At 65.7% G+C, this 21,630-nt stretch carries 5 protein-coding genes; 3 read left to right on the forward strand and 2 right to left on the reverse strand.

Features of this window, described 5'->3' with window-relative positions; translation table 11 throughout:
- The first annotated feature begins 85 nt into the window (after positions 1 to 85).
- Genes QY325_00355 through QY325_00365 form a run of 3 tightly spaced genes read left to right on the forward strand, consistent with a single transcriptional unit; the run spans position 86 to position 7,198 of the window.
- Positions 86 to 4,603 carry a PKD domain-containing protein gene (locus tag QY325_00355; GenBank protein ID WKZ66390.1) on the forward strand — a complete coding sequence of 1,506 codons (4,518 nt, stop codon included), beginning with the start codon at positions 86 to 88 and terminating at the stop codon, positions 4,601 to 4,603.
- Positions 4,600 to 6,201: a hypothetical protein gene (locus tag QY325_00360; protein ID WKZ66391.1), complete on the forward strand. Its 1,602-nt coding sequence runs from the start codon at positions 4,600 to 4,602 to the stop codon at positions 6,199 to 6,201. The genes QY325_00355 and QY325_00360 overlap by 4 nt, the downstream gene beginning before the upstream one ends.
- The gene (locus QY325_00365; GenBank protein ID WKZ66392.1) at positions 6,194 to 7,198 is read left to right on the forward strand and encodes a PorP/SprF family type IX secretion system membrane protein; all 1,005 of its coding nucleotides are present in this window, start codon (positions 6,194 to 6,196) and stop codon (positions 7,196 to 7,198) included. The genes QY325_00360 and QY325_00365 overlap by 8 nt, the downstream gene beginning before the upstream one ends.
- A gap of 262 nt (positions 7,199 to 7,460) precedes the next feature.
- Here the strand turns inward: QY325_00365 and QY325_00370 are convergent, their stop codons facing one another.
- Together QY325_00370 and QY325_00375 are read right to left on the reverse strand one after the other, a co-directional pair.
- The gene (locus QY325_00370; protein ID WKZ66393.1) at positions 7,461 to 15,146 is read right to left on the reverse strand and encodes a GEVED domain-containing protein; all 7,686 of its coding nucleotides are present in this window, start codon (positions 15,144 to 15,146) and stop codon (positions 7,461 to 7,463) included.
- Positions 15,147 to 15,553: 407 nt separating this feature from the next.
- Complete coding sequence (locus QY325_00375) at positions 15,554 to 21,589, reverse strand: GEVED domain-containing protein (protein ID WKZ66394.1); 6,036 nt, start codon at positions 21,587 to 21,589, stop codon at positions 15,554 to 15,556.
- Between the last annotated feature and the right edge of the window lie 41 nt (positions 21,590 to 21,630).

The raw sequence follows: 21,630 nt of genomic DNA on the forward strand, positions 1-21,630 counted from the left end.
GCGGTTTGGTCGGAGAATGCGGTCGGCGGGTATCCTGCGGGGCCGGATCCGCGTAGACCGGTGCGCATCATCATGCACCGCCACCGTGTCCCTTGAACGCACTTCGCTGGCCGCGCTGGCCGCCGGGCTCCTGGCACTGCAGGCTTCCGCGCAGTGCCCTCAGCTCTACGACTACTACGGTGCGCCATCCGCTTCGCCGCAGTGGTTCAGCTGCTCCGGCACCAGCTTCACGCTGGTCATCGCCACGCCGCAATCCGTGGGTGCCTATTCCATCGACTGGGGCGATGGCAGCCCGCTGCAGACCGGTGCGGCCCTGGCCCCCCCCATGACGGTGCCGCACGTGTATGCCGCTGCGGTGGCCACGTACACGGTGACGTTCACGGAACTCGCCACGGGATGCACCGTGGTCGGCACCTTGACCATGGAGCAGAGCACGAGCGCTTCGATCCAGATCCCGGTCGGGGGGCTTACCCAGGTGTGCGCGCCGCACCCCGTGGAGTTCATCAACAGCAGCACCAATGTTTCACCGAACACGGTGTTCCAGTGGGATTTCGGCGACGGCTCGCCCATTCTCACGTTCGATCACACGAACTGGGGCCAGACCATCACCCATACCTACCAGCAGGGTACCGTGGATTGCGAGACCACGGTGAGCCTCACCGCCCAGAACTCCTGCAACACGCTGCAGGGCGGGTCGAGCCTGGCCACCTTCAATCCCATCCGCATCTGGGACATCGACGATGCGAGCATCGCCGCGAGCGCGACGCTGCTGTGCTGGCCTGACCGCACGGTGACCTTCGCGAATACCACGGACCGCAACTGCTTCCAGCAGGGCAACATCTTCCAGCGCTACGAGTACTGGAACTTCGGCGATTACTGGGGCCAGGGCCAGGACTCCATCATCGACTGGGCCCCTTGGCCGCCAACCTTCCCGCGGGTCATCCAGTATCCGGGCATCGGCACCTATGAGGTGATGCTCCTGGACAGCAACTACTGTGGCATCGATACGGCCTTCATCACCATCCAGATCGTTCCGCCGCCCGATGTATCGCTCACCGTGTCCCCCGATACCATCTGCATGGGAGAGACGGCGTTCTTCGATCAGACCACCAGCGGGGGAGCCAACTACTTCCAATGGGACTTCGGCGCGGGAGCCGGCTTCCAATGGACCGGTGCGGGCGATCAGGCCCATACTTACGCGGCGCCCGGCACCTACACGGCCTCCTACACCGCCAGCATCCAGGGTGCCACGGCCGGATGCGCCGATACCGCCTCCGTGACGGTGGTGGTGCTGCCGCGGCCGACGGCCGATTTCACGATCGATCAGGATGCGGCGTGCGATTCGCTTACGGTGACCGCGGTGAATGCCTCGGTGAGCGCTGTTTCGCACCTCTGGGACTTTGGCGACGGCACGACCAGCACGCTCGCCGACCCGCCGCCGCACCATTATGGCGCCGTGGGGGATTACACCATCACGCTCACGGTGACCAATGCCCTTGGCTGCACCCACTCCTTCTCGCGCGAGGTGCATGTCTTCGCCCCGCCGACGGTGGCGATCCAGGCGGCCAATCTCTGCTTCGGTGATACCGCGCAGTTCATCCCGGTGATCGGTACCGCGCCGGGGAATCCGGTCACGAGCTGGTCGTGGTCCTTCGGTGATGGGAGCGGCTCCTCCGATGAGCAGCCGTTCCATGCATACGCAGCCCCCGGACCTTACACGGTTCTCCTCGACGTGGCCACGCCCTATTGCGGCGGTTCCGGTTCGCAGGCCTTGAATGTGCAGGCGAGGCCTGTCGCCTCCTTCACGCCGAGCGCCGCCTTGGGCTGCTCACCGATGCCCGTGGACTTCGTGAATGCCAGCACGGGTGCGACAGCCTACCAGTGGCTCTTCGGTGACGGCAATGCATCCACGGCCAGCGCACCCTCGCACACCTACGTGAATGCCGGTGCAGCGGACACCGTCTTCACCGTCACGCTCATCGCCAGTACACCGTTCGGCTGTGCGGATACAGCGGTGGTTCCGATCACCGTAGCGCCCGGCGTGGTGGCTGGGTTCACGCACAATGCCGTACCGGGCTGTGCGCCGATGGATGTCTCCTTCGTGAACACGAGCACCGGAGCGGCCAGCTACCTGTGGGACTTCGGGGATGGGGTCACGAGCTCCGCCCAGCATCCTGGTCACACCTTCACCAACACGAGCTTCTTCCTCGATATCCGCACGGTCACGCTCACCGCCTTCTCCCCGGCGGGCTGCCAGGCCAGCGTCACCCAGCAGGTGATGGTCTATCCCGCGCCGGACTTCAGCTTCGTGGCGGCCCCGGACAGCGGCTGCAGCCCGCTCACCGTCACCTTTCCGAGCGTGGTGGGCGCTGTATCCTACGCCTGGGATTTCGGGGATGGGAGCACGGGCAGCGGCCCTTCGCCGACCCACACCTACATCAACGGAACCACGAATGAACAGGTCTTCGGCATCACGCTGGTGGGCAGCAATGCCTTTGGCTGCATGGATACAGCTGAAGCGATCGTCACCGTGTACCCCAATCCAGTGGCGCAGTTCACGGCATCACCGCTGATGGGCTGCCATCCGCTCACAGCCCAGCTCACGAACCTGAGCACCGGGGCCATGGCCTTCCAGTGGAACTATGGCGATGGCCAATGGAGCGATACCGCCATGGCGGTGCATGGGCACACCTGGTTCAACTTCCCGGGGCCCGGCGCTGTCACCTACCCCGTCTCGCTCACCGCCATCACGGACCATGGATGCACGAGCACCGCCACGGCTCAGGTGCAGGTGTTCCCCCAGGTGGTCGCCGGGTTCGTGCAGCCATCGGATGGATGCGCGCCGCTCGCCACGGATTTCGTCAACACCTCCACGGGCGCCAGCTCCTTCCTGTGGAGCTTCGGCGATCAGCAGGGCAGCAGCGCGGCGTCCCCGAGCCATACCTACTTCAATTCGGGATTGAGCGATGCGGAATTCAATCCGACCCTCATCGCCACATCGTCGTTCGGGTGCAGCGATACCGCGACGACGGCCTTGACGGTTCATCCGCAGCCCATCGCACAATTCATCCCGGGGGCGCCGGCCGGGTGCCAGCCTCTCCACGTGCCATTCCAGGACCTCACCATCGGCGCGGTGTCGGTTCAATGGCAGTTCGGTGATGGTGCCGTGCTGGACACCCTTCCGGGCAACACCGCTCATACCTATGCGCATGGAGCTGCGGTGCCCCAGGGCTTCGAGCCGCTGCTGCTGGCCGCCAATGCCTGGGGCTGCAGCGACACGGCTTCCGCGGCCATCACCGTCTATCCGGCGATCCAGGCGGCATTCGAAGTCTCGGCGACGGGGTGCTCGCCCTTGACCATCCAGCCGCTGAATGGCAGCACAGGTGCCAGCAGCTACCTGTGGGACATGGGCGATGGCACTGTGCTGGTGGGCGCCAGCCCGACGCACACCTATGTCAATCAGGGCACGGTGGACCAGGTCAGGGTGATCACGCTCACGGCCACCTCGCCATGGGGCTGCGTCAGCGTCCATTCGGAAACAGTGGTGGTGTCGCCCGTGCCGCAAGCAGCGTTCCTGGCCACGCCTTTCTCGCAGCAGTTCCCCGATGCCACTGTCACCCTCAGCAACACGAGCGGTCCGGGCACATGGAACCATGCTTGGTCCTTCGGCGATGGCGCATCATCCACCCTGGAGCAGCCAGGCGCGCACACCTACTCTTCCTGGGGCCAGTTCCAGATCACCTTGGTCGTGAGCGGCACGGCATGCTCCGATACCGCCACGCAACTGGTCACCATCACGCCACCCCTGCCCACTGCGGGCTTCCTGGGCCAGGGCGAAGGCTGCGCACCGCTGGCCGTTGAATTCACGAACACCAGCCTGCAGGCCCTGAGCTACCAATGGAGCTTCGGCGACGGAGGCACGAGCACGGCCGATAACCCGACATACATCTTCAACGTACCAGGGACATATACCGTGACCCTCACCGCATTCGGCATAGGAGGCACCGTGAACACCGCCGTGAAGGTGGACTCGGTCGTGGTGCATCCCCGCGCCAATGCCTTCTTCGTGCTGCAGCCGACCGCCGTCGTGGTCCCCACGCAGCCCGTCTTCACCTACAACCTGAGCGCGAACGCGGACCAGTTCCACTGGGATTTCGGCGATGGCACCACCAGCAACGCCTTCAATCCGGAGCACTACTACCAAGCGCCCGGGGTCTACGATGTGAGCCTCGTTGCGAACAACCAGTGGAACTGCCCCGATACGTTCACCGTGATCGGGGCCACCACGGCCGAGGCGAGCGGCGACCTTGCCTTCCCCAATGCATTCACGCCCGGGAGCGGCCCCACGGATGGGACCTATGACCCGATGGGCTTCAGTAACGACCATTTCTTCCCGCAGCACAAGGGCGTGGAGCGCTACCGGCTGGAGGTCTTCAACCGGTGGGGCGAGCTCGTCTTCGTCAGCGAGGATGTGAACAAGGGCTGGGACGGCTGGTACAAGGGCGCCCCGGCCAAGCAGGATGTCTATGTCTGGAAATGCACCGCCGCCTTCAGCGATGGCCGTGAGACCGTGCTGAAGGGGGATGTCACCCTATTGCGATGAAGCACATGCAACACATGATCACCGCGCTGGCCCTCGTGCTGGCAGCTGGCGCAGCGACTGCCCAGACGCGCTACAAGCGTCCGCACAATCAGCTGCTCGACCAGGCCAAGGCCAGCCTCGCCGCCGGGGATTTCGAGGCCGCAGCACGCATCTACAAGCGCCTGCTGCCGGTCGATACGGCCTTCGTGGAGGTCTACTACGAATACGGCGTTTGCCTGGCCAATCTGCCCGGTCAGCGCGAGAAGGCCGTGCCCCACCTCGAGCGTGCCGTTCGCGGGGGCCACACCGAGGCGCACTACGAGCTGGCGCTGCAGCGGCACCGCCAGCAGCGTTTCGATGAGGCCGCCGACCTCCTCCATCGGTACAAGGCACTCAGCTACCGGGTGGTCCGTGACGCCGAGGTGGACCGACTGATCGCGATGGCAGCGACGGCCAGGGAGCTTGTGAAGCACCCCGTGGACCTGGCGATCCGCAACATGGGGGCGATGGTCAATTCGCCGCATCACGACTATTGCCCGCTGATCACCGCGGACGGCAACACGCTCTACTTCACCTCGCGCCGGCAGGGCACCACGGGCGGGGTGAAGGACAGCGAGGGCCAATGGCTCGAGGATATCTACATGGCCCGCCGTGTGGATGAGGTGTGGACCAACGCGGTGAATGCCGGCGCCCCCCTGAACACGAATACGCATGATGCCACCGTGGGCCTGAGCCCGGACGGCAGCAGCATGATCGTATACCATACCAGCCAGGACCTGGTGGCGGGCGATCTCTTCGAGACCAGGCTGCACGCCGGCAAGTGGCAAACCCCGCAGCTGATGACCGCCCGCATCAATTCGAAGCATCACGAGCCCAGCGCAAGCATAGCTCCGGGCGGTGAGGAGGTGTACTTCACCAGCGACCGGCCGGGCGGGTACGGTGGGCGAGACCTGTACAGGATCCGCCGACTGCCCAATGGCGAGTGGAGCCTTCCGCTGAACCTCGGGCCCACGATCAACACCCCGTACGATGAGGATGCACCGTTCATGCATAGCGATGGCATCACCCTCTTCTTCAGCAGCAAGGGCCATGGCACCATGGGGGGCTATGACATCTTCAAATCCACCCTCGTGGACCCCGATATGAACGGATGGAGCCTCCCGGAGAACATGGGATACCCGCTGAACACCGTCAACGACGACATCTACTTCTGCCTGAGCGAGGACGGCCGTACGGGTTACTTCAGCAGCGAGCGGACCGGTGGGCTGGGGATGCAGGATATCTACCAGGTCACCTTCCCCGGGAGCCAGATCGACTACATGGTGGTGCGGGGCGTGGTGGCGGATGCCGCGGATGAGCCCGTGAAGGCCAGGATCCTCCTGACGGATGCGACCGGGGAGGAGGTGGTAGGGGTCTACAATACCAACGAGCGGACCGGCAGGTACCTGATGGTGGTAACCCCCGGCCAACAGTACCAGATGACCGTGGAGGCACCCGGCTTCGCGCTGCACCGCGCCATGCTCGTCGCCAAGGCCACGGATCACGATGGCCGGGAACTGGCCATGGATGTCCTCTTGTCGCGCGATGCCTCAGCCCAGCGGCTCGTGAAGCATGAATGAGCTCTCCCGTGCGCTGGTGATAACGTCCATCTGCGCGGCGGGCGCTGCCTGCGCGCAGGATGCCCAGTTCACGCAGTTCTACGCGGTGCCGACCTACGTGAGCCCCGCTTTCGCCGGCACGGGGCTCCAGACCCGCTTCGGGCTTGCGGTCAGGGACCAATGGCCCGCCTTCCCGGGGGCATTCGTCAGCAGCAACTTCGCGGTGGACCATTACATGCCGGGGGCCAACAGCGGCATCGGCCTGCTCGTGAGCCACGACAAGGCCGGGAGCGGCGCGCTCCGCTACACCTCGGTCGCCGGGCAGTACGCGTACGAGATCGAGCTGAAGCGGAAAGTCTTCCTGCGTCCCGCACTCCAGCTGGGGTGGGTGAATCATGCGGTGGATTTCTCGCGGCTCGTGTTCAGCGATCAGCTGGCCCGCGGCGGGGGCACAGGCACCTACGAGCACCTCCATGGATCCAGCACCAGCTATGCCGACATGGGGGGCGGGCTCCTGTACTTCACTCCGAAGTACTGGACAGGGATCTCGTTCCACCACCTGAACCGGCCGAACCAGTCACTGCTCGGCAACGAGGCCAGGATGCCCGTCAAGTTCAGCGCCCATGGCGGATGGCGCACCAGCATCCGTACACCGGTCATCCGTGAGCATCCGCAGAGCATCGTACTGGCCTTCAACTACAGGGCCCAGGAGAAGTACGACCAGCTCGATGTGGGCGGGTACTTCGAGCGCTTCCCTTTCCAGGCGGGGCTGTGGTACCGCGGCATTCCGCTCCTGAAGCGCTACGCACCCGGGTATTCGAACCGCGATGCGATCGCGGTGCTCGTCGGCGCCACCGTGGGCGATGTGCGCATCGGGTACAGCTACGACATCACCGTATCGCGCCTGGCCGGTCAATCCGCTGGCGCGCACGAGATCACCCTCGGATACGACCTCGTGCAGCAGCGCAGGAAGCGCTCCATGTCCAGGCGGCGGGTGGTGCCGTGCGCCAAATTCTGAACGCCGCGCACCATGGAGCCCGGTTGCGTTCGCGGCTGACGCCGCAAGCGCTCACCTCGGGCGATCCGTAGGGCGGCAGGCGTGCTTCCGGCGTCCGATGCGGCATTCGTGGGCGGTTCGGTCCTGAGACGCATCCTCCATCAGCCGCAAGCCTCACGGGCAGGCCGACGGCCCGCTGAGCGCAGCCGTGGAGCATGCCTTTCAAAGCAGCGGCCCCCACCGAAAGGTGGGGGCCGCGCTACAGGTTCGTACCAGCCGAAGCCTACTTCTGGATCACCAGGCGCTCGGTATAGGTCTCCGCGCCGGCGGTGATGTTCACCATGTACAGGCCGTTGGCGAGTGCGCCGTTCAGGTCGAACAGAGTGTTCATGTAGCCGTCCTGCACCGCGATGGTGCGCGCCACCACCCGCTTGCCGAAGGCATCGAAGATGTCGACGCTCACGGTGGTGACCTCCTCCGCCACGTGGTCAAGCGAGATCATCACCTGGTCGCCGCGGTTGGGGTTCGGGAACATGCGCAGTGCCGCGCCGTCGGGGCTGCTGCCGCCCTGCAGCGCCATGCTCTGGATCGCGCAGGTGGTGGTGAGCAGGCAGACATCTCCCCAGGCCGGGTCCTCCACGTTGTTCGGGTCGGGGGTCACCGTGCACCAGGTGGCGCCGTTGTTGAAGCTCGCGCGCACATCCACCTCGTAGGTCTTGTCGCACGCCAGCCCATTGGTGTTCACCCAGTACTGGCCGGTCTGGCTCGTCTTCACCACCACGATGTTCTCGGCGGGGATGCGGAACCGGAACTGGTAGCGGTTGGCGCTCACCCAGTTGCAGTTGTTGTTCATCCGGCGCACCGGACGGGCATGCACCAGGCTGGCCTGGCCGGTGCCCACAGGGCGGAACTGGCCGCAGCTCAGGAACTGGTTGTCCGGGATGTCCATGAGCTTGGTGCGCGGGCACTGGGCGGCCACGTTGTCCACCATGAGGCGGCAGGCCGGGCCCCACTCGTTGTACACGCCGTTGATGCGGCCGCGCACGCGCACATTGTACATCACGCCCTGCTGCAGCTGGTTGCCGCTCCAGCTGTTGATCTGGAAGTGGCAGGCGCGGGTGGCGCTCGCGGGCAGTCCGTTGGCGGTGTTATGGCTCTGGAAGCGGCGGAAGCTGAAGCCGCCGTTCGGGTCGAACCACCACATCTGGTAGCCGCTGTTCGCGTTGTTCACGCCGTACTGGGCGCTCACGGCTGAATTGTCGTTGGCCACCACGAACTCACCGCCGCAGGGACTGGTCTTCCAGTCGAGCTTATCGCAGCTGGTGAAGACGAGGCGATCGTCGCCCATCGGCACGCAGAAGCTCGAGGCATCGTTGATCTGGCTGATGCTGCCGGTGGTGAAGTTGCCGCGGTTGTCGATGATCCGGCGCTGGTTGCCGCCGGCCTCGCGCAGTACGTAGCCGCCGCCCACGATGCCGTCACCGGCGCTGTCGAATACGCGCAGCACATAGCATGCAGCGGGCAGGCAGCAATCGGTGGTGATGGTGGCGTCGTTGATGCCCGTGTAGGGCCCGCCGCTGCACACCAGGAGCGAGGTGGTCGCTTCGCGGATCTCCCAGCTCGTGTGCGAGCCGTTCGCATCCGTCTTCACCTCCAGGCGCACATCCTCTGTGCAGGCCACGCCGATGCAGTTGCAGTCGCCATCGATCTGGCCCAGGATGAAGCCCGGACCCGCATCGCAGGGGTCGCCGATCTCGCCGAAGAGCGTCGGGCACTCATCCGCGCAATCGGGGATGTTGTCGCCGTCCGTGTCCGCGCTGAGCACCGTGATGGTCACCTGGCAGGTGGCCACGCAGCCAGCGCCATAGGTGTAGCTGTAGGTCAGCGTCTGGGTGCCCACAGCCGGGTTGAAGCTGCTGCCGGTCACGCCCGTACCGCTCCAGGTGCCGCCCGCCGGGGAGCCCGTGAGCGCGATGGGGGCATCGGCCGCGCAGAGCGTCGGGTAGGTGCCGCAATCCAGCGTAGGTACCGGATACATGCCCACCGTGACGTTGCCGGTGCTGGAGCACCCAGTGGACGTGTTGGTGACCAGCACGCTGTAAGGCGTCTCGCTTGTCACACCGCTGGCCACCGGGTTGCTGATGGCGGTGCCGCTCAGGAAGGTGGCCGGGCTCCAAGCGTAGGTGAAGGAACCTTCGCAAACCAAGCCGCCCTGGCTGAACGTCTGTCCGCCGAAAACGGTGCCGGTCAGGATGGTGGATCCGCCGCAGGTCAGGGTGTAGGTCGACTGGTTGTCGTTGAAGGTGCCTTGGGTCTCCACGGAGAAGGTGAATGGACCGTTGGTCAGCGCACCGAGCGGCACGGTGATGATCTGGTTGTTGCCGTAACCGCCGCCGGAGCCCACGATGGCGTTCAGCGAGTTGGTCAGGGTCCAGCTGAGCTCATCCATCCAGAAGCCGGTGCCATTCAGCACCAGCTGGAGCGCAGGCGGGGCCGCAGCAACATCAAGCTGCGAGGTGCCGCCCGTGCAGACCGTGGCCGGTACCGCCGTGGTGGAGGTGATGGACGGGTTCGGGTTCACTGCGAGCACGTAGCTGGCCGGAGCCGTAGTGCAGCCTTCATTGCTGGCCGTCACCGTGTAGGTGCCGTTGTTGGCGCCAGAGAGACCGGAGATGGTCACATCGGCCGTGGTGGAGCCGCCCACAGGGGCTGCACCGCCCCAGAGCACGTTGGTCGCGTTCGTGGCATTGGCCGAGAGCGTCACGCTGCCGCCTGCGCAGATCGGCGCCGTGGCGGTGATGTTGACCGTGGGTGGAGCCACTGCGGTGATGGTGGCCGAGGCCAGGAACGAGCCATTGCACGCATCCGTCACCAGGCAAGTCCAGGTGCCGCCGAGGTTGGCGTCCACCGTCTGGCTGGTGCCGGCCGGCTGGTTGTTCGGGTCGGTCCAGGCGTAGGTGAAAGGCGGAACGCCATCACCTGCGTTGGCTGTCAGGGTAACCGCGTTGGTGCCCGTGCAGATGGTGCCGCTCGACGGGGTGATGGATGCCGAGGTGAGGGCGGGCTCTACCGTAACGTCCACCGTCACGTCCGTGGGGCATCCACCGAAGAACACGGAAGCCGTGTAGGTGGTGGTCTCCGTGATGTTGCTGGCAATCGGCGTGGCGCTGTTGGGATCGTCCAGGTCATCGGCCGGGCTCCAGGTGTAGGTGACACCGGGGGGCTGGGGAGCCAGGAACCGGTAGAGCCGCGTGCCGCCGGGCCAGGCCGTCAGGGCGTCGTACAGGATGGTCGGGCTCGCCGTGTGGTCTACGGAATTCACGGCCACGCGACTGGAGGTGTTCCCGCCGGTGATGGCGATGGAGGCACCGTCCACATAGGCTGCACCCGTTGGGCTGTAGCGGAATTCAATCGCGCCGCTGGCCTGGTAAAGCGCCACCTGGAACCGCATCGTGGCTGCAGTGCCGGCCCCGAACGGCCGCACGAACCACTCCACGATCCGCACGTAGCTGCCCGCCGTGCCTTCCAAGGAAGTGCGCACGTATCCATCCGAACCCGTGTGCAGGTCGTCCCACCAGGGGGCGAGCAGGGGCAGGTCCGTCGCGCTGGTGAGCGGGCTGTTGAAGCGCGAGCCGGAGATCGCCGTGTTGCCGAGGCGCATCAGGCCATTCGAGTTCGTGCTGAACTGCGTGTAGGAGTTCGTCCCGTAGGTCATGGGGAAGCCGATGGCGGTGAGCGGTCCGCCCGTATCATCCAGGTTGGTGCCTTGGATCGTCACCGGGCTGGTCATCGGGAGCAGGCCGCCGTTCGTGTTCGTCTCGAAGGCGTAGCTGCCGATCGGTCCGGGGGCGCTGGCATACACGCTCAGCTGGCTGGTGCCGCCCACGCACACCGTGGATGGCGTGGCCGAGATGCTGATGGCCGGCGGGGTGGGCACGGGCAGGATGGTGAAGGTGCCGAGGTTGCGGTTGCACAGCGCATCAGGGGGGAAGCCCTCATGCAGCAGCAGCACCTGCACCTGGTCGCCCGGCGTGAAGGGCCCGATCGTCACCTGGTCGAAGTCCACGAAGCCGCCCTGGTCCACAGGCGTCCCGCCATTCACGATGTAGCGCACGCCGCAGGTGGGCGCATCGCCCGTGAAGTTGATCTGCACGTCGATGGTGCTCGCGCACACATCGAAGGTGGCCGTGCCATCGGGGTCCACGCAGAAGGGCGTGCACTCCACCTCGAACACCCAGGTGTCCTGGTTGCCGTCAGCGCAACTGTTGCTGCCGTCGCTGTCGATCTCGATGAAGATGGAGTTGTAGCCGAAATCAGAGGAGCCCGATACGCCGAAGAGGTTGGCGAAGCTGCCCGTCAGCTGCGGGATGGGCGGCCCCTGGTTGTCCGTGCCGCTGTAGGCCCGGATCACATCGTTCGGGTCCATCGTGCCCTCCACGAAGGTCACCGTCACCGTCTCCAGCGGGTTGTCGCTCGTGAAGGTGAAGGTGCGCGGGTCGTTGTTGCTGTAGCAATGCGATACGGTGAGCGTGGAGCCGCAGACGATCTCCACCGGGCAGCCGCTGAAGTAGTTGCCGAGTTCGAGGTCGCAAACCGTGCCGTTGTCCACCGTCACGCTCACGGCGTCGGTGGTGGCGAAGGGTCCGATGATGTTGGAGCCCAAGCCTGCCGCCTGGCCGATGGGCGAGCCGCCATTCACGCTGTATTCAATCGTGGCCGATCCGCCCGAGCCGAGGCTCGTGAGGTTCACATCCACGCTGAACTGGTTGCTGGGGCAGTTGTCCACCACGCTGGCGGTGGCCGTGGCGGCCTGCTGGCAGCCGGTCACTTCCAGGGTGTACGCACCGCTGGCCGTGCCCGTGCCGGTGACGTAGATGTAGTACGTCTGGTCGGCGGAGGCGGTGAAGTTCACCGTCGATTGCAGGCCGCAGCCGTTGTCGTTGCTGGCGATGCAGGTCAGCGTGCCGCAGGCCCCGGACAAGACGGCCAGGCGGCTGTCGAAGGCGGTGCCGGTGCACAGGCTGGCGGTGAGGTTGCCGCACTGGCCGGAGATGGAGTACCACACACCGGGTGCGGTTCCCACGGCATCCACGCAACCGGCAGGTGCGCCCTGGTTGGTGGCACCCGCCGTGGTGCCGGATACCGGCGTGCCGCAGCTCACCGGGATGGCTCCGGCGCACAGGTCGTTGGCCGGCGGGCCGGTGAGGCAGAGGTTGAAGGTGCCTGCGGTGCCAGCGAAGGTGAGCACGCGGAACAGGTAGTTCGTGTTCGGTGTCACGGCGAACTGGCCGGCGTCCACGTCACCCACGCAGTACACCTCGGAACCACCGCAGGCGGTAAGCACCTGCACGGCGCGCACCGTCATGGTGCCCAGGGTGTATTGCCAGTTGATCACCGAGTTCGAGCCCGAGTTGAAGCTGTACCACACATCCACCAGGCCTGTTACCAGGCAGCTGGGGTAGGGCGAATCCCCGGCGGTGGCACCAACCGTGGTGCCGGCGATGCCCACACATGCACCGAACGGATCCACCGTGATGGGGGTGGGGCTGGCGCAGTTGTCATTGGCGATGATCGTGAAGGTGAAGGGACCCACCCAGGCGCTGGGGCCGTTGACGCCGCAATCAGCGCGCACCCAGAATTCCCAGTTGCCTACGCTCAGGTCGTTGCGCGTGAGCGTGGGGGTGCCGGTGATGCCGGGGTTGGAAGGGGTGACGGGCGTGCCGCCGCCCGCCAGTTGCACGTGGGCATCCCACACGGTCTCCGTGCAGCCGGCGTTCCACGTGAAGGTGGCGCTGGTGCCACTGGTCACGTTCACAGCGAGCGTGTTGGGCTGCGGGCAGGGCGGTGGCGGGTCGATGGTGATCACATAATCCTCCACCTCGCCATAGTCGCCAGGCGCACCGCAGGGGGTGATGCTCGGTCCTGGAACGGTGACGTCCCAAGCGCTGCGCACGCGCATGCGGTGGGCGCCCACAGGGGGAGAGCAGCTCAGGCTGATGGGGAATGAAGCCGAGCTGTTGGCCGGCACCGGCGTTGCGGTGAAGCCCACGCGCTCGCCGGGGTTGTCGAAGATGCCGTCATCATTGTAGTCGATCCAAACGGCGTAGGCCTGGGAATAGGCCCCGGAGGAGATGATGCAGTTGTAACTGGTGCCCGCCTGCAGGTTGGTGGTGAGCAGCGGATTGCCCGTGTAGTCGTTGTAGAAGCTCACGCATGCGGTGCCGCTGTTGTTGTCCAGCGTGTTCAGCTGCACCCGGGCGATGAGGTCGCCGAACGAGCAGCCGCTGGTGGACGTCGGGGTGCAATAGGTGCCGCAGATGGCCACCGGCGTGGTGCTGGTGGTCACGCTCACCGGAGTGGAGGCCACGCCCGGGTTGCCGCTGCAGGAGACCACGCAACGGTACTCCCAGGTGGCGCCGAAGGCCTGGCTGGCGCTCTGCGTGAGGCCCGTGCCCAGCACCGTGAAGGTGCTGAAGCCGTCATCGGAGCGCTGCCACTCATAGGTGAGCCCCGTGCCCAGGGGCGGGGTGGACATGGAGAGCGTGAAGCTGCTGTTGCCGCAGGGCGATGCGTTGCTGGTGAGGGTTACGCCTGGCGAGGGCGGGTCGGTGCAGGGAGGCAGGGGCAGGATGGTGACGCAGAAATCCTCTGTCTCACCGTAGGCATAGGTGCCCGTGGCGGCCGGTGGCGCTCCGGCTTCGGCAACGATGGCCCTGAAACGGACGGCGCCCAGGCTGGCCGTGGGCGGCACGCTGATGTTCATGTCCGTGATGCCGTTCAATTGGGATGTGGGCCCGCCTTGGGCGAGGGTCTCGCCTGCATCGGCGAAGTCGCCGTCGCCGTTGAAGTCAGCGAAGAGCGAGTAGTAGGCAGTATAGTGGAAACCGCTGCATGAGCCGTTGCGGATGCGCACGGTGGCCGTGGTGCCCTGCTGCAGGGACAGCCCCGTGCCGCTGGTGAAGGTGTAGGTTTCGCAGGTGGTGGCCAGCGATCCGAAGCCTACGCCGTTCACCTTCACGCTGTCGATCTTGGTGTCGGCTGTGTTCGTGGCATTCGAGGCCGGGTAGGTGACGCAATCACAGGCACTGGTGTTCAGCGTCACGGTCACCGGGGCGCTGGTGGCGCTCTGCCCGCCGTTGGTGCAGGTCACCAGGCAGCGGTACTGGGTGGTCTGGGTCAAAGAGATGCTCTGGGTGCCGGCATTGGTGCCGAAGGGGTTCCAGGAACCGCCGCCGTCGGTGCTGCGCTGCCAAGCGTAGGTGATGCCGGTGCCCAGGCTCGAGTTCTGCAGGCTGAGGTTGAATGCCGCGCCGGCACATGCGGTGCTTACGCTCGCCAGCGTGTTGCCCGGGGCTGGGATGCCGTTGCAGGCCACGCTGGATTGCCAGCCGAAGCGCATGTTCGGGCGCGTGGTGGCGCTGGTGCTGGTTGATAGCGTGCTCGCGCAAACGCCCGATGCATCAGCCCGGTACCACCGGCTGTAGGTGGCGCCGGCCAGCGTGTTGGTCCACTGGGTAGAGGCGTTGTTCGAGAATCCCGCGTTGTTGAAGCAGGTCTCGATCACGAGGTTATCCGTGCCATTCCAGACGAATGGGGCCACGAAGGAGAACTGATTCCAGCCGACCACGGGCGTGTAGGTGGTGGCAACCGTGTTGGCGATCTGCCCGGTGGTCACGTAACCCGCGCTGATGGGGTTGGCGTTGGCACCCACGTTGAACACTCGGATCTGCCAACCGGTATGGGCGGCCGTGCCATTCAGGGCGGTCACATTGAAGCCAATGGACTGCACCTGCGAGCCCGCCGCGATGCCGGCCGCGGCCATCTGGGCAGCCGGCACGAAGAACTGGTGCCGTGCACCCCAATAATACTGGCCGAACGGCGCTGGATAGCCCGTGGCGGTGTTGGCTGCGGTGCCGGTGCCCACAATCGAGAAGGTCTGGGCCTGGGAGCTTAGCGCCAACAGGCCCATGGCCAGCAGCAAGGCGCCGCGACAGGCGCTGCGCCATGCGGAACGCCAAGGCGTTCGACTGGAGTTTTCACAATTCATGATCACGTGGTTTTGGATTGGGTTCGGAGCTGAAAAGGCCGCATTCGGGCGGCCGCCGAGGGCGGTGCCGGCAGGCACGATCACAGGAGGCAAGACAGCGCGCTCGGACCATCGTCCTGCGCGGCCTGCATCAGGTGGCGGTAAGAGGTCGGGAGCGTAGGGGTTGGGGCATCTCTGGTTTTGGGGTGAGCCAATATTATCCGAGTGTTGCCCTGGATGCAAGGACTTTTTTTTTGTCCACAGCAGGCAACCACCGCATGCGCGTGCGATCGCCGGGAATGCGAAGGGCCCCGGCATGCGCCGGGGCCCTTCATTCCTGCCGGTGAAGCTCAGGGCTGGATGACGAGGCGCTCGCTGAACGCCGCGCTGCCCGCCGTGATGTTCACCACGTAGAGGCCGGATGCCAGCTCGCCGTTGAGGTCGAGCACGGTGTTCACGTAGCCGTCCTGCACCGCGATGGTGCGTGCGGCCACGCGCTTGCCGAAGGCGTCGAAGATGTCGACGCTCACGGTCTGCACTTCGGGCTGCACGCGATCAAGCCCGATCATCAGCTGGTCGCCGCGGTTGGGGTTGGGGTGCATGCGGAGGGCGGGCGCTTCATGCGGGGTGGTGGGCGCCAAGGCCAGGCTGCCCGGGCAGGCCACCGTGCTCAGCTCGCACACATCGCCCCACGCCGGATCGCTCACCGAGTTGGGGTTGGGCGTCACCACGCACCAGGTGCTTCCGCCATTGAAGCTGGCGCGCACGTCCACCTCGTAGGTCTTGCCGCACTGCAGGCCGTTGGTGTTCACGAAGTAGTTGCCGGCGCCCACGGCGGTGGTCTTCACCAGCACGAAGTTCTCCGAAGCGAGGCGGAAGCGGAACTGGTAGCGGTTGGCGCTCACCCATTGGCAGTTGTTGTTCATCCGTCGCACGGGCTTGGCATGCACCAGGCTGGCCTGGCTGGTGCCGATGGGGCGCACCTGACCACAGCTCAGGAACTGGTTGTCGGGGATGTCCATGAGCTTGGTGCGGGGGCATTGCGCCAGGGCGTTGTTCACCATCAGGCGGCAGGCGGGGCCCCAGGGCAGGTAGTCGCCAGCCACGCGGCCGCGCACCTTCACGTTGTAGAGCACGCCCTCCTGCAGCTGGTTGCCGCTCCAGCTGTTGAGCTGGAAGTGGCAGGCGCGTACTGCATTGTTGGGCAGGCCATTGCTGGTGCTGTGGCTCTGGAAGCGCTTGAAGCTGTACCCGCCATTGGGGTCGTACCACCACATCTGATAGCCGCTGTTCGCGTTGCTAACGCCGAACTGGGCGCTCACCGCCGGGTTCGCATTGGCCACCACGAACTCACCGCCGCAGGGGCTGGTCTTCCAGTCGATCCGGTCGCAGCTGGTGTAGATCAGGCGGTCGCTTCCCAGCGGCAGGCAGAAGCCCTCGCCATTGGCGATCTGGCTGGTGAGGCCGCTGGCAAAGCCGCCGTTGCCGTACTGGTCGCGCAGGTTGTCCACGAGGCGTGCGCCGCTGTTGATCTTCAGCTGGTAGCCGCCGCCACCGGCGATGCCGTCTCCGGCGTCATCGGTCACCACCAGGTAGAAGCAGCCGTCGGGCAGGCAGGTGGCCTCGCTGTAGGCGGGGCTGGGCGGGTAGATGCCGCCGCCGGCCTGCACCAGGATGTCGGTGCCCTGCTCGCGGAGCTCCCAGCCCAGGTCGCTGGCCCCGTCAGGCTGCCAGATCAGGTCCAGGTCGGTGGTGCAGGGCACGCCGGAGCAGTTGCAGTTCGTGTCGTACACATCCAGCACCGTGGCCGGGTTGCTGTCGTCGCACGCGGTGCCCGGGAGCGCCGGTCCGTCGTACACGCCCTGGCAGTCGGGTGCCTGCACGCAGATGGTGAACTCACCGGTGGCGCCGGCCCAGCCGTAGACGCGCACCAAGTAGGTCTCGCCTGCGGTGAGGCCCGTGACGCTGAGCACCTCGGCCTGGCCGTTGATGGTGGCATCCACGCAGGCCACGCTGGTGCCATTGCAAGCGCCGCTGCGCACCTCCACGATGGGGTCGTAGGCGCCGAGGCCCTGCACCGTCACGCGGTGCGCGGTGCCCGAGGCCACGAAGCTGTACCAGACATCGTTGGCCGCGGAGCTGGTGAAGGAGCTGCAGGTGCTGGGGGCCACGGATTGGGTGGAACCGACCGAGGTTCCTGCCGTGGGCGCGCAGGCGTAGCCCACCGTCAGCGGCACAGCGTTCGCACAAGCGTCGTTCGCCGGGGCCGGGACGGCCACGGAGATCTGCAGCGTGTAGTTGCCGAACTCAGCGGTGTTCCAGCCGTCCACCACGAAGTAATAGGTGTTGCCGGCGGTCACGCTAAGGCCGGTGATCTGCGAGTTGAAGGGGCCGCCGCCATAGAGGGGCGCCTGGCAGCCATCGTCCTGGCAGGCATAGGTGGTTCCCGCGCAGGAGTTCTCGTACACCATCAGCTTGCTGTCGTAGCTCGTGGTGCCCACGCAGAGCGTGAGGTCGAGCGTCTGGTTCACCGCCGGCGTGTAGCTGTACACCACATCACGGCCACCTGTGGCGTTCTGATCGCACGTGGTGGTGTTGTAGTTGTTCAGGAAGCCCGCGGTGCTGCCGGCAACGGTGGCCGGCACGGTGGGGATGACGATGGCCGTGCCGCAGATCTCACCGGCGATGGGCGGCGAGGCCAGCGTGGTGAACAGCGTGGCGAAGGTGTTGATGCTGAAGCCGGCTGGGCTGCCGCAATCGCTGCGCACGAAGAAGCGGTACTGCGTGTTGGGCAGCAGGCCCGTGAGGGTCACCGGCGAAGCCGCAGCGGTGACGATGGTGCCGTTCGGGCCGGGCGTGGCGCCGGTGCCGGGCGTGGTGAAGGTGGCGGCCGGGCCGTACTCCACGATGTAGCTGCCTGCCGGTCCCACCCAGCCGATGGCGGCCGTGTTGTTGGTGATCTCCGAGGCGGTCGGCGTGGCCGGAGCCGGGCAATCCGATCCGCTGATGCAGAGGTTGAACGTGCCGGGGAGCCCAGACCCCGTGTTGGTGAACACGCGCAGGTAGTAGTCGGTATTCGCTGTGGCGCCGGTGAAGTTGATGAGCGTGGGCGAGTTGGCCAGGCAGCCGATGAGCGCGCCGCCGCAACCCGGACCGTCGTACAGGGCGATGGCGTAGTTCGTGGCCGTGCCGGCGCTCATGTTGATGCGGATGGGCGGAGCGGTGGTGCCCGAATTGAAGCGGTACCAAACATCCTGAACGGTTCCTGCCACGTTGTTGCAGGTCGGGGCAGGGCCGTCATTGGTGGCATTCACCGTGGTGCCCACCACGCCGCCAGCCGGGCAGCCATCGATGCTGTTGATCGGGAGCAGGGTGGCATTCGTGCAGTCGTCGTTGGGCGGCGGGCAGCCGAGCCCGGGCTGGAAGCTGCCCAGGTTCACGTCGCAGCCGCCGTCGCTCTCATGCGCCAGGGTCACGGCCACGGTGGTGCCGATGGCATAGGGTCCGAGCGTCTCAACGGCGGATTCGCCCAGCCCGGTGATGGGCGTCTGCGGTGCGCCGTTCACCGTGTACTCCAGGTCAACGGTCGACCCATCGCCGGTGAAGCTTACGGCCACATCCAGGGTGAAGGTGCCGGTGAGGCAGTCCACATTGGGCGAAACGGAGCCATCGGGGTCCACGCAGCCGGGCGTGCATTCCACCTCGAAGACCCAGTTGGCGGCCCCGGACAATCCATCCTGGCAGCTGCCGCTGGCATCGCTGTCGATCTCGATGAAGAGCGCGCTTCCCGTGGAGGTCCCATTCACCCCATCGAGGTCGGCGAACGAGCCGGTGAGCTGCTGGATGGGGTCGCCGTTGCTGTCGGTGCCGCTGTATGCGCGGATGACGTCATTGGGGTCCATTCCGCCTGATACGAAGGTCACCGTCACGGTCTCGTTGGGATTGCCGGCGAGGAAGGTGAAGGTGCGTGGGTCGCCGTTGCGGTAGCAGTGCTCCACGGTGATGGTGCTGCCGCAGGTGAGGGTGACCGGGCAGTTGCTGTAGTGGTCGCCGAGGGCCAGGTCACAGAGGGTGCTGTTGCTCACGCTGAGGCTCACCTTGGTGCCGACCGGGAAGGCGGGCAGCACGTTGCTGCCGAGGCTGGCGGCCTGGCTGCCGGGGCCGCCGGGGGTTGCCACCCAGTTGATGGTCATGGCGCCGCCGGGGTTGCTGGCGATGTTCACATCGATGCTGAAGGTGCCGCCGGAGCAATCATCGGTGATGGAGGTCGTCGCTGCCACGGGGCCGCAGACGTTCAGGGTGAAGTCCAGGACTTGGCCGAAGGTGCTGTTGCCGCAGGGCGTGTTGTTGGGCAGGAAGCCGCCGGCCACATCCACATACTGCCGGCGGATGCGAAGCCGCTTGGCGCCTGGCGCGGTGCCTGGAGGGCAGTTGATGAGGCCATTGAGCGGTCCCACCGGAATTCCGATGGCGGAGTTGACCACGTTCTCGCCCGCGTCATCCCAGTCGAGGTCGCCGTTCCAATCCACCCAGGCGATGAACTGATCCAGCGGATAGTTGAGGCTGCGCGTGAAGACGAAGGGATAGCTGCCGCCCGGCGCCATGCTGCCGGTTACGGCGCTGAAGTCCACGTAGCCTGCAATGCTCGCATTCGCCTGGTTGATGCCGGCTACGCTCACATTGCTCACGGTGCCGATGTTGGCGGGGTTCGTGTTCGCGGCGCCCGCCGTGCAGTAGTTCACGGTGAAGACGTACGGCGACGACCAATGGCTGAAGCCGTCGATGCCGCAGTCGCCGCGCACATAGGCGGCATAGGTCTGTCCGAAGGTGAGCGGGGTGGCGTTGAAGGGCGGGGCGGCCACCGTACCGGAGAGCGCCAGGCCGCTCGGGCCGCTGCCGGGTGCGCCGCTGGTGCGCACTTCCACCTCGTAGCCGGTGGCGCTCGTGGTGGTCCAGGAGACCAGGCCCAGCGTGGGGCTCGAGAGGGAGACGACGGGATTCAACGGCGTGGCGCAGGCCAGCACGTCGCGGATGTCGATGTTGTCGAGGTAAACGGCATTGGCGAAGCCGCTCGTGCCCTCGAATCGGATGGCATTGGCACCCGCCGGCACGGAGAAGGCGAGCCTCCTCCATTGCGTGCTCGTGGGGACGAAAAGCGCAGCCTGCTCACCGCCGGTGTTCAGGTCGCCGCCCACCGCATTCGTCATGGTGACGATGTCGGTCCAAGGTCCGGCATTGCCCGTGGTGGAGTACTGCAGCTTGATCTGGTCGGTCGCCGTGTCGGTGAACTTGGCGCCGGCCACGTCGAAGACCACCTCCTTCGAACCGGTTAGCGCCGGGAAGGTGGGGCTGGTGAGGATGAGGGTGCCGGATGCGGCATTGAAGAAGTTGAAGCGGGCGGATCCCGAGCCGGGCATGCCCTGGCCATTCACGGCATCACGGGTGAGAAAGGCGGATGAGGTGCCCGACCGCGACCAGCAATTGGAGGGGAAGTCGGTCTGGCTGAAGGCGACGGGCAGGTCGGTCGCCATGGGGATGGTGATCGGTGTGCTGGTCTCGCTTCCGCCGCCGGGCTCGGTGCAGGTGACGGTGCACCGGTAGGAGGTTGATGCCGACTGCGTCACGGTCTGCGTTGCGGCGTTGGTGCCGAAGCCGGTCCAGCCGCCGCCGTTATCCAGCTCCCAAGCGTAGGTCACGCCGGTGCCGGTCGTGGAATTCTGGAGGCCGAGCGTGATGTTCTGTCCGATGCAGGCGCCAAGCACATTGCTGGTGGTCGCTCCCGGCGCCGGCACGCCCGCGCATGGAACAACCGGGACGAATGTGATGAAACCGTTGTAGTCGTACGGATTGAAGGTGAAGCTGGGCAACGTGCTGGCAGCGAATCCGACATTGAATCCGCCGATGACATAGTTGCCACGACGCAGGTTCACCCCGTCTGCTGAATACGTGTTCACTCCCGGGTTGCCAATGACCAGATTGGTGGTGGCGGTGATTCCGAACCGCACCGCACTGGTGGGAGGAATCGTATAGGTGAGACTGTTGAAGATCGGCAGTACGCCAAGTCCTGCGGAGACGATTGGTGCCGATGCCACCGTGGTCCATGCGGCACTTGGAATCGTGGTGGTTCCGCTCAGCGAGGTGGTCGAGGCGTACAAGGTCGCTGTGCCGCCATTGCTGGTTGCCTGCACATGAAGGCCCATTGCTGTTATCTGGACCGGGTAGGGATTGGTATTCTCCACCACGAAGGTGATCCCAGCCACGCCGAAGTTCGCCGTGGTCGATGTCGTGATCGTGGTCTGCGCCGATGCGCGCCAATGCACGCCAAGAAGCAGCGCTGCTGCCGCGCATAGGCGCGTGAGTGCCTTTAGGGCGTTCTTCTCTTTCATGGTCCTTGGGTTTTGGTAAGGGTTAGGTTCATGCGCATGCC

Source organism: Flavobacteriales bacterium, from assembly GCA_030584065.1.
Taxonomy (GTDB): domain Bacteria; phylum Bacteroidota; class Bacteroidia; order Flavobacteriales_F; family PHOS-HE28; genus PHOS-HE28.

Coding starts and splice junctions, on each gene's coding strand:
- QY325_00360 (WKZ66391.1), top strand. CDS start 4,600: ATGAAGCACATGCAACACATGATCACCGCGCTGGCCCTCGTGCTGGCA.
- QY325_00365 (WKZ66392.1), top strand. CDS start 6,194: ATGAATGAGCTCTCCCGTGCGCTGGTGATAACGTCCATCTGCGCGGCG.
- QY325_00370 (WKZ66393.1), bottom strand. CDS start 15,146: ATGGGCCTGTTGGCGCTAAGCTCCCAGGCCCAGACCTTCTCGATTGTG.
- QY325_00375 (WKZ66394.1), bottom strand. CDS start 21,589: ATGAAAGAGAAGAACGCCCTAAAGGCACTCACGCGCCTATGCGCGGCA.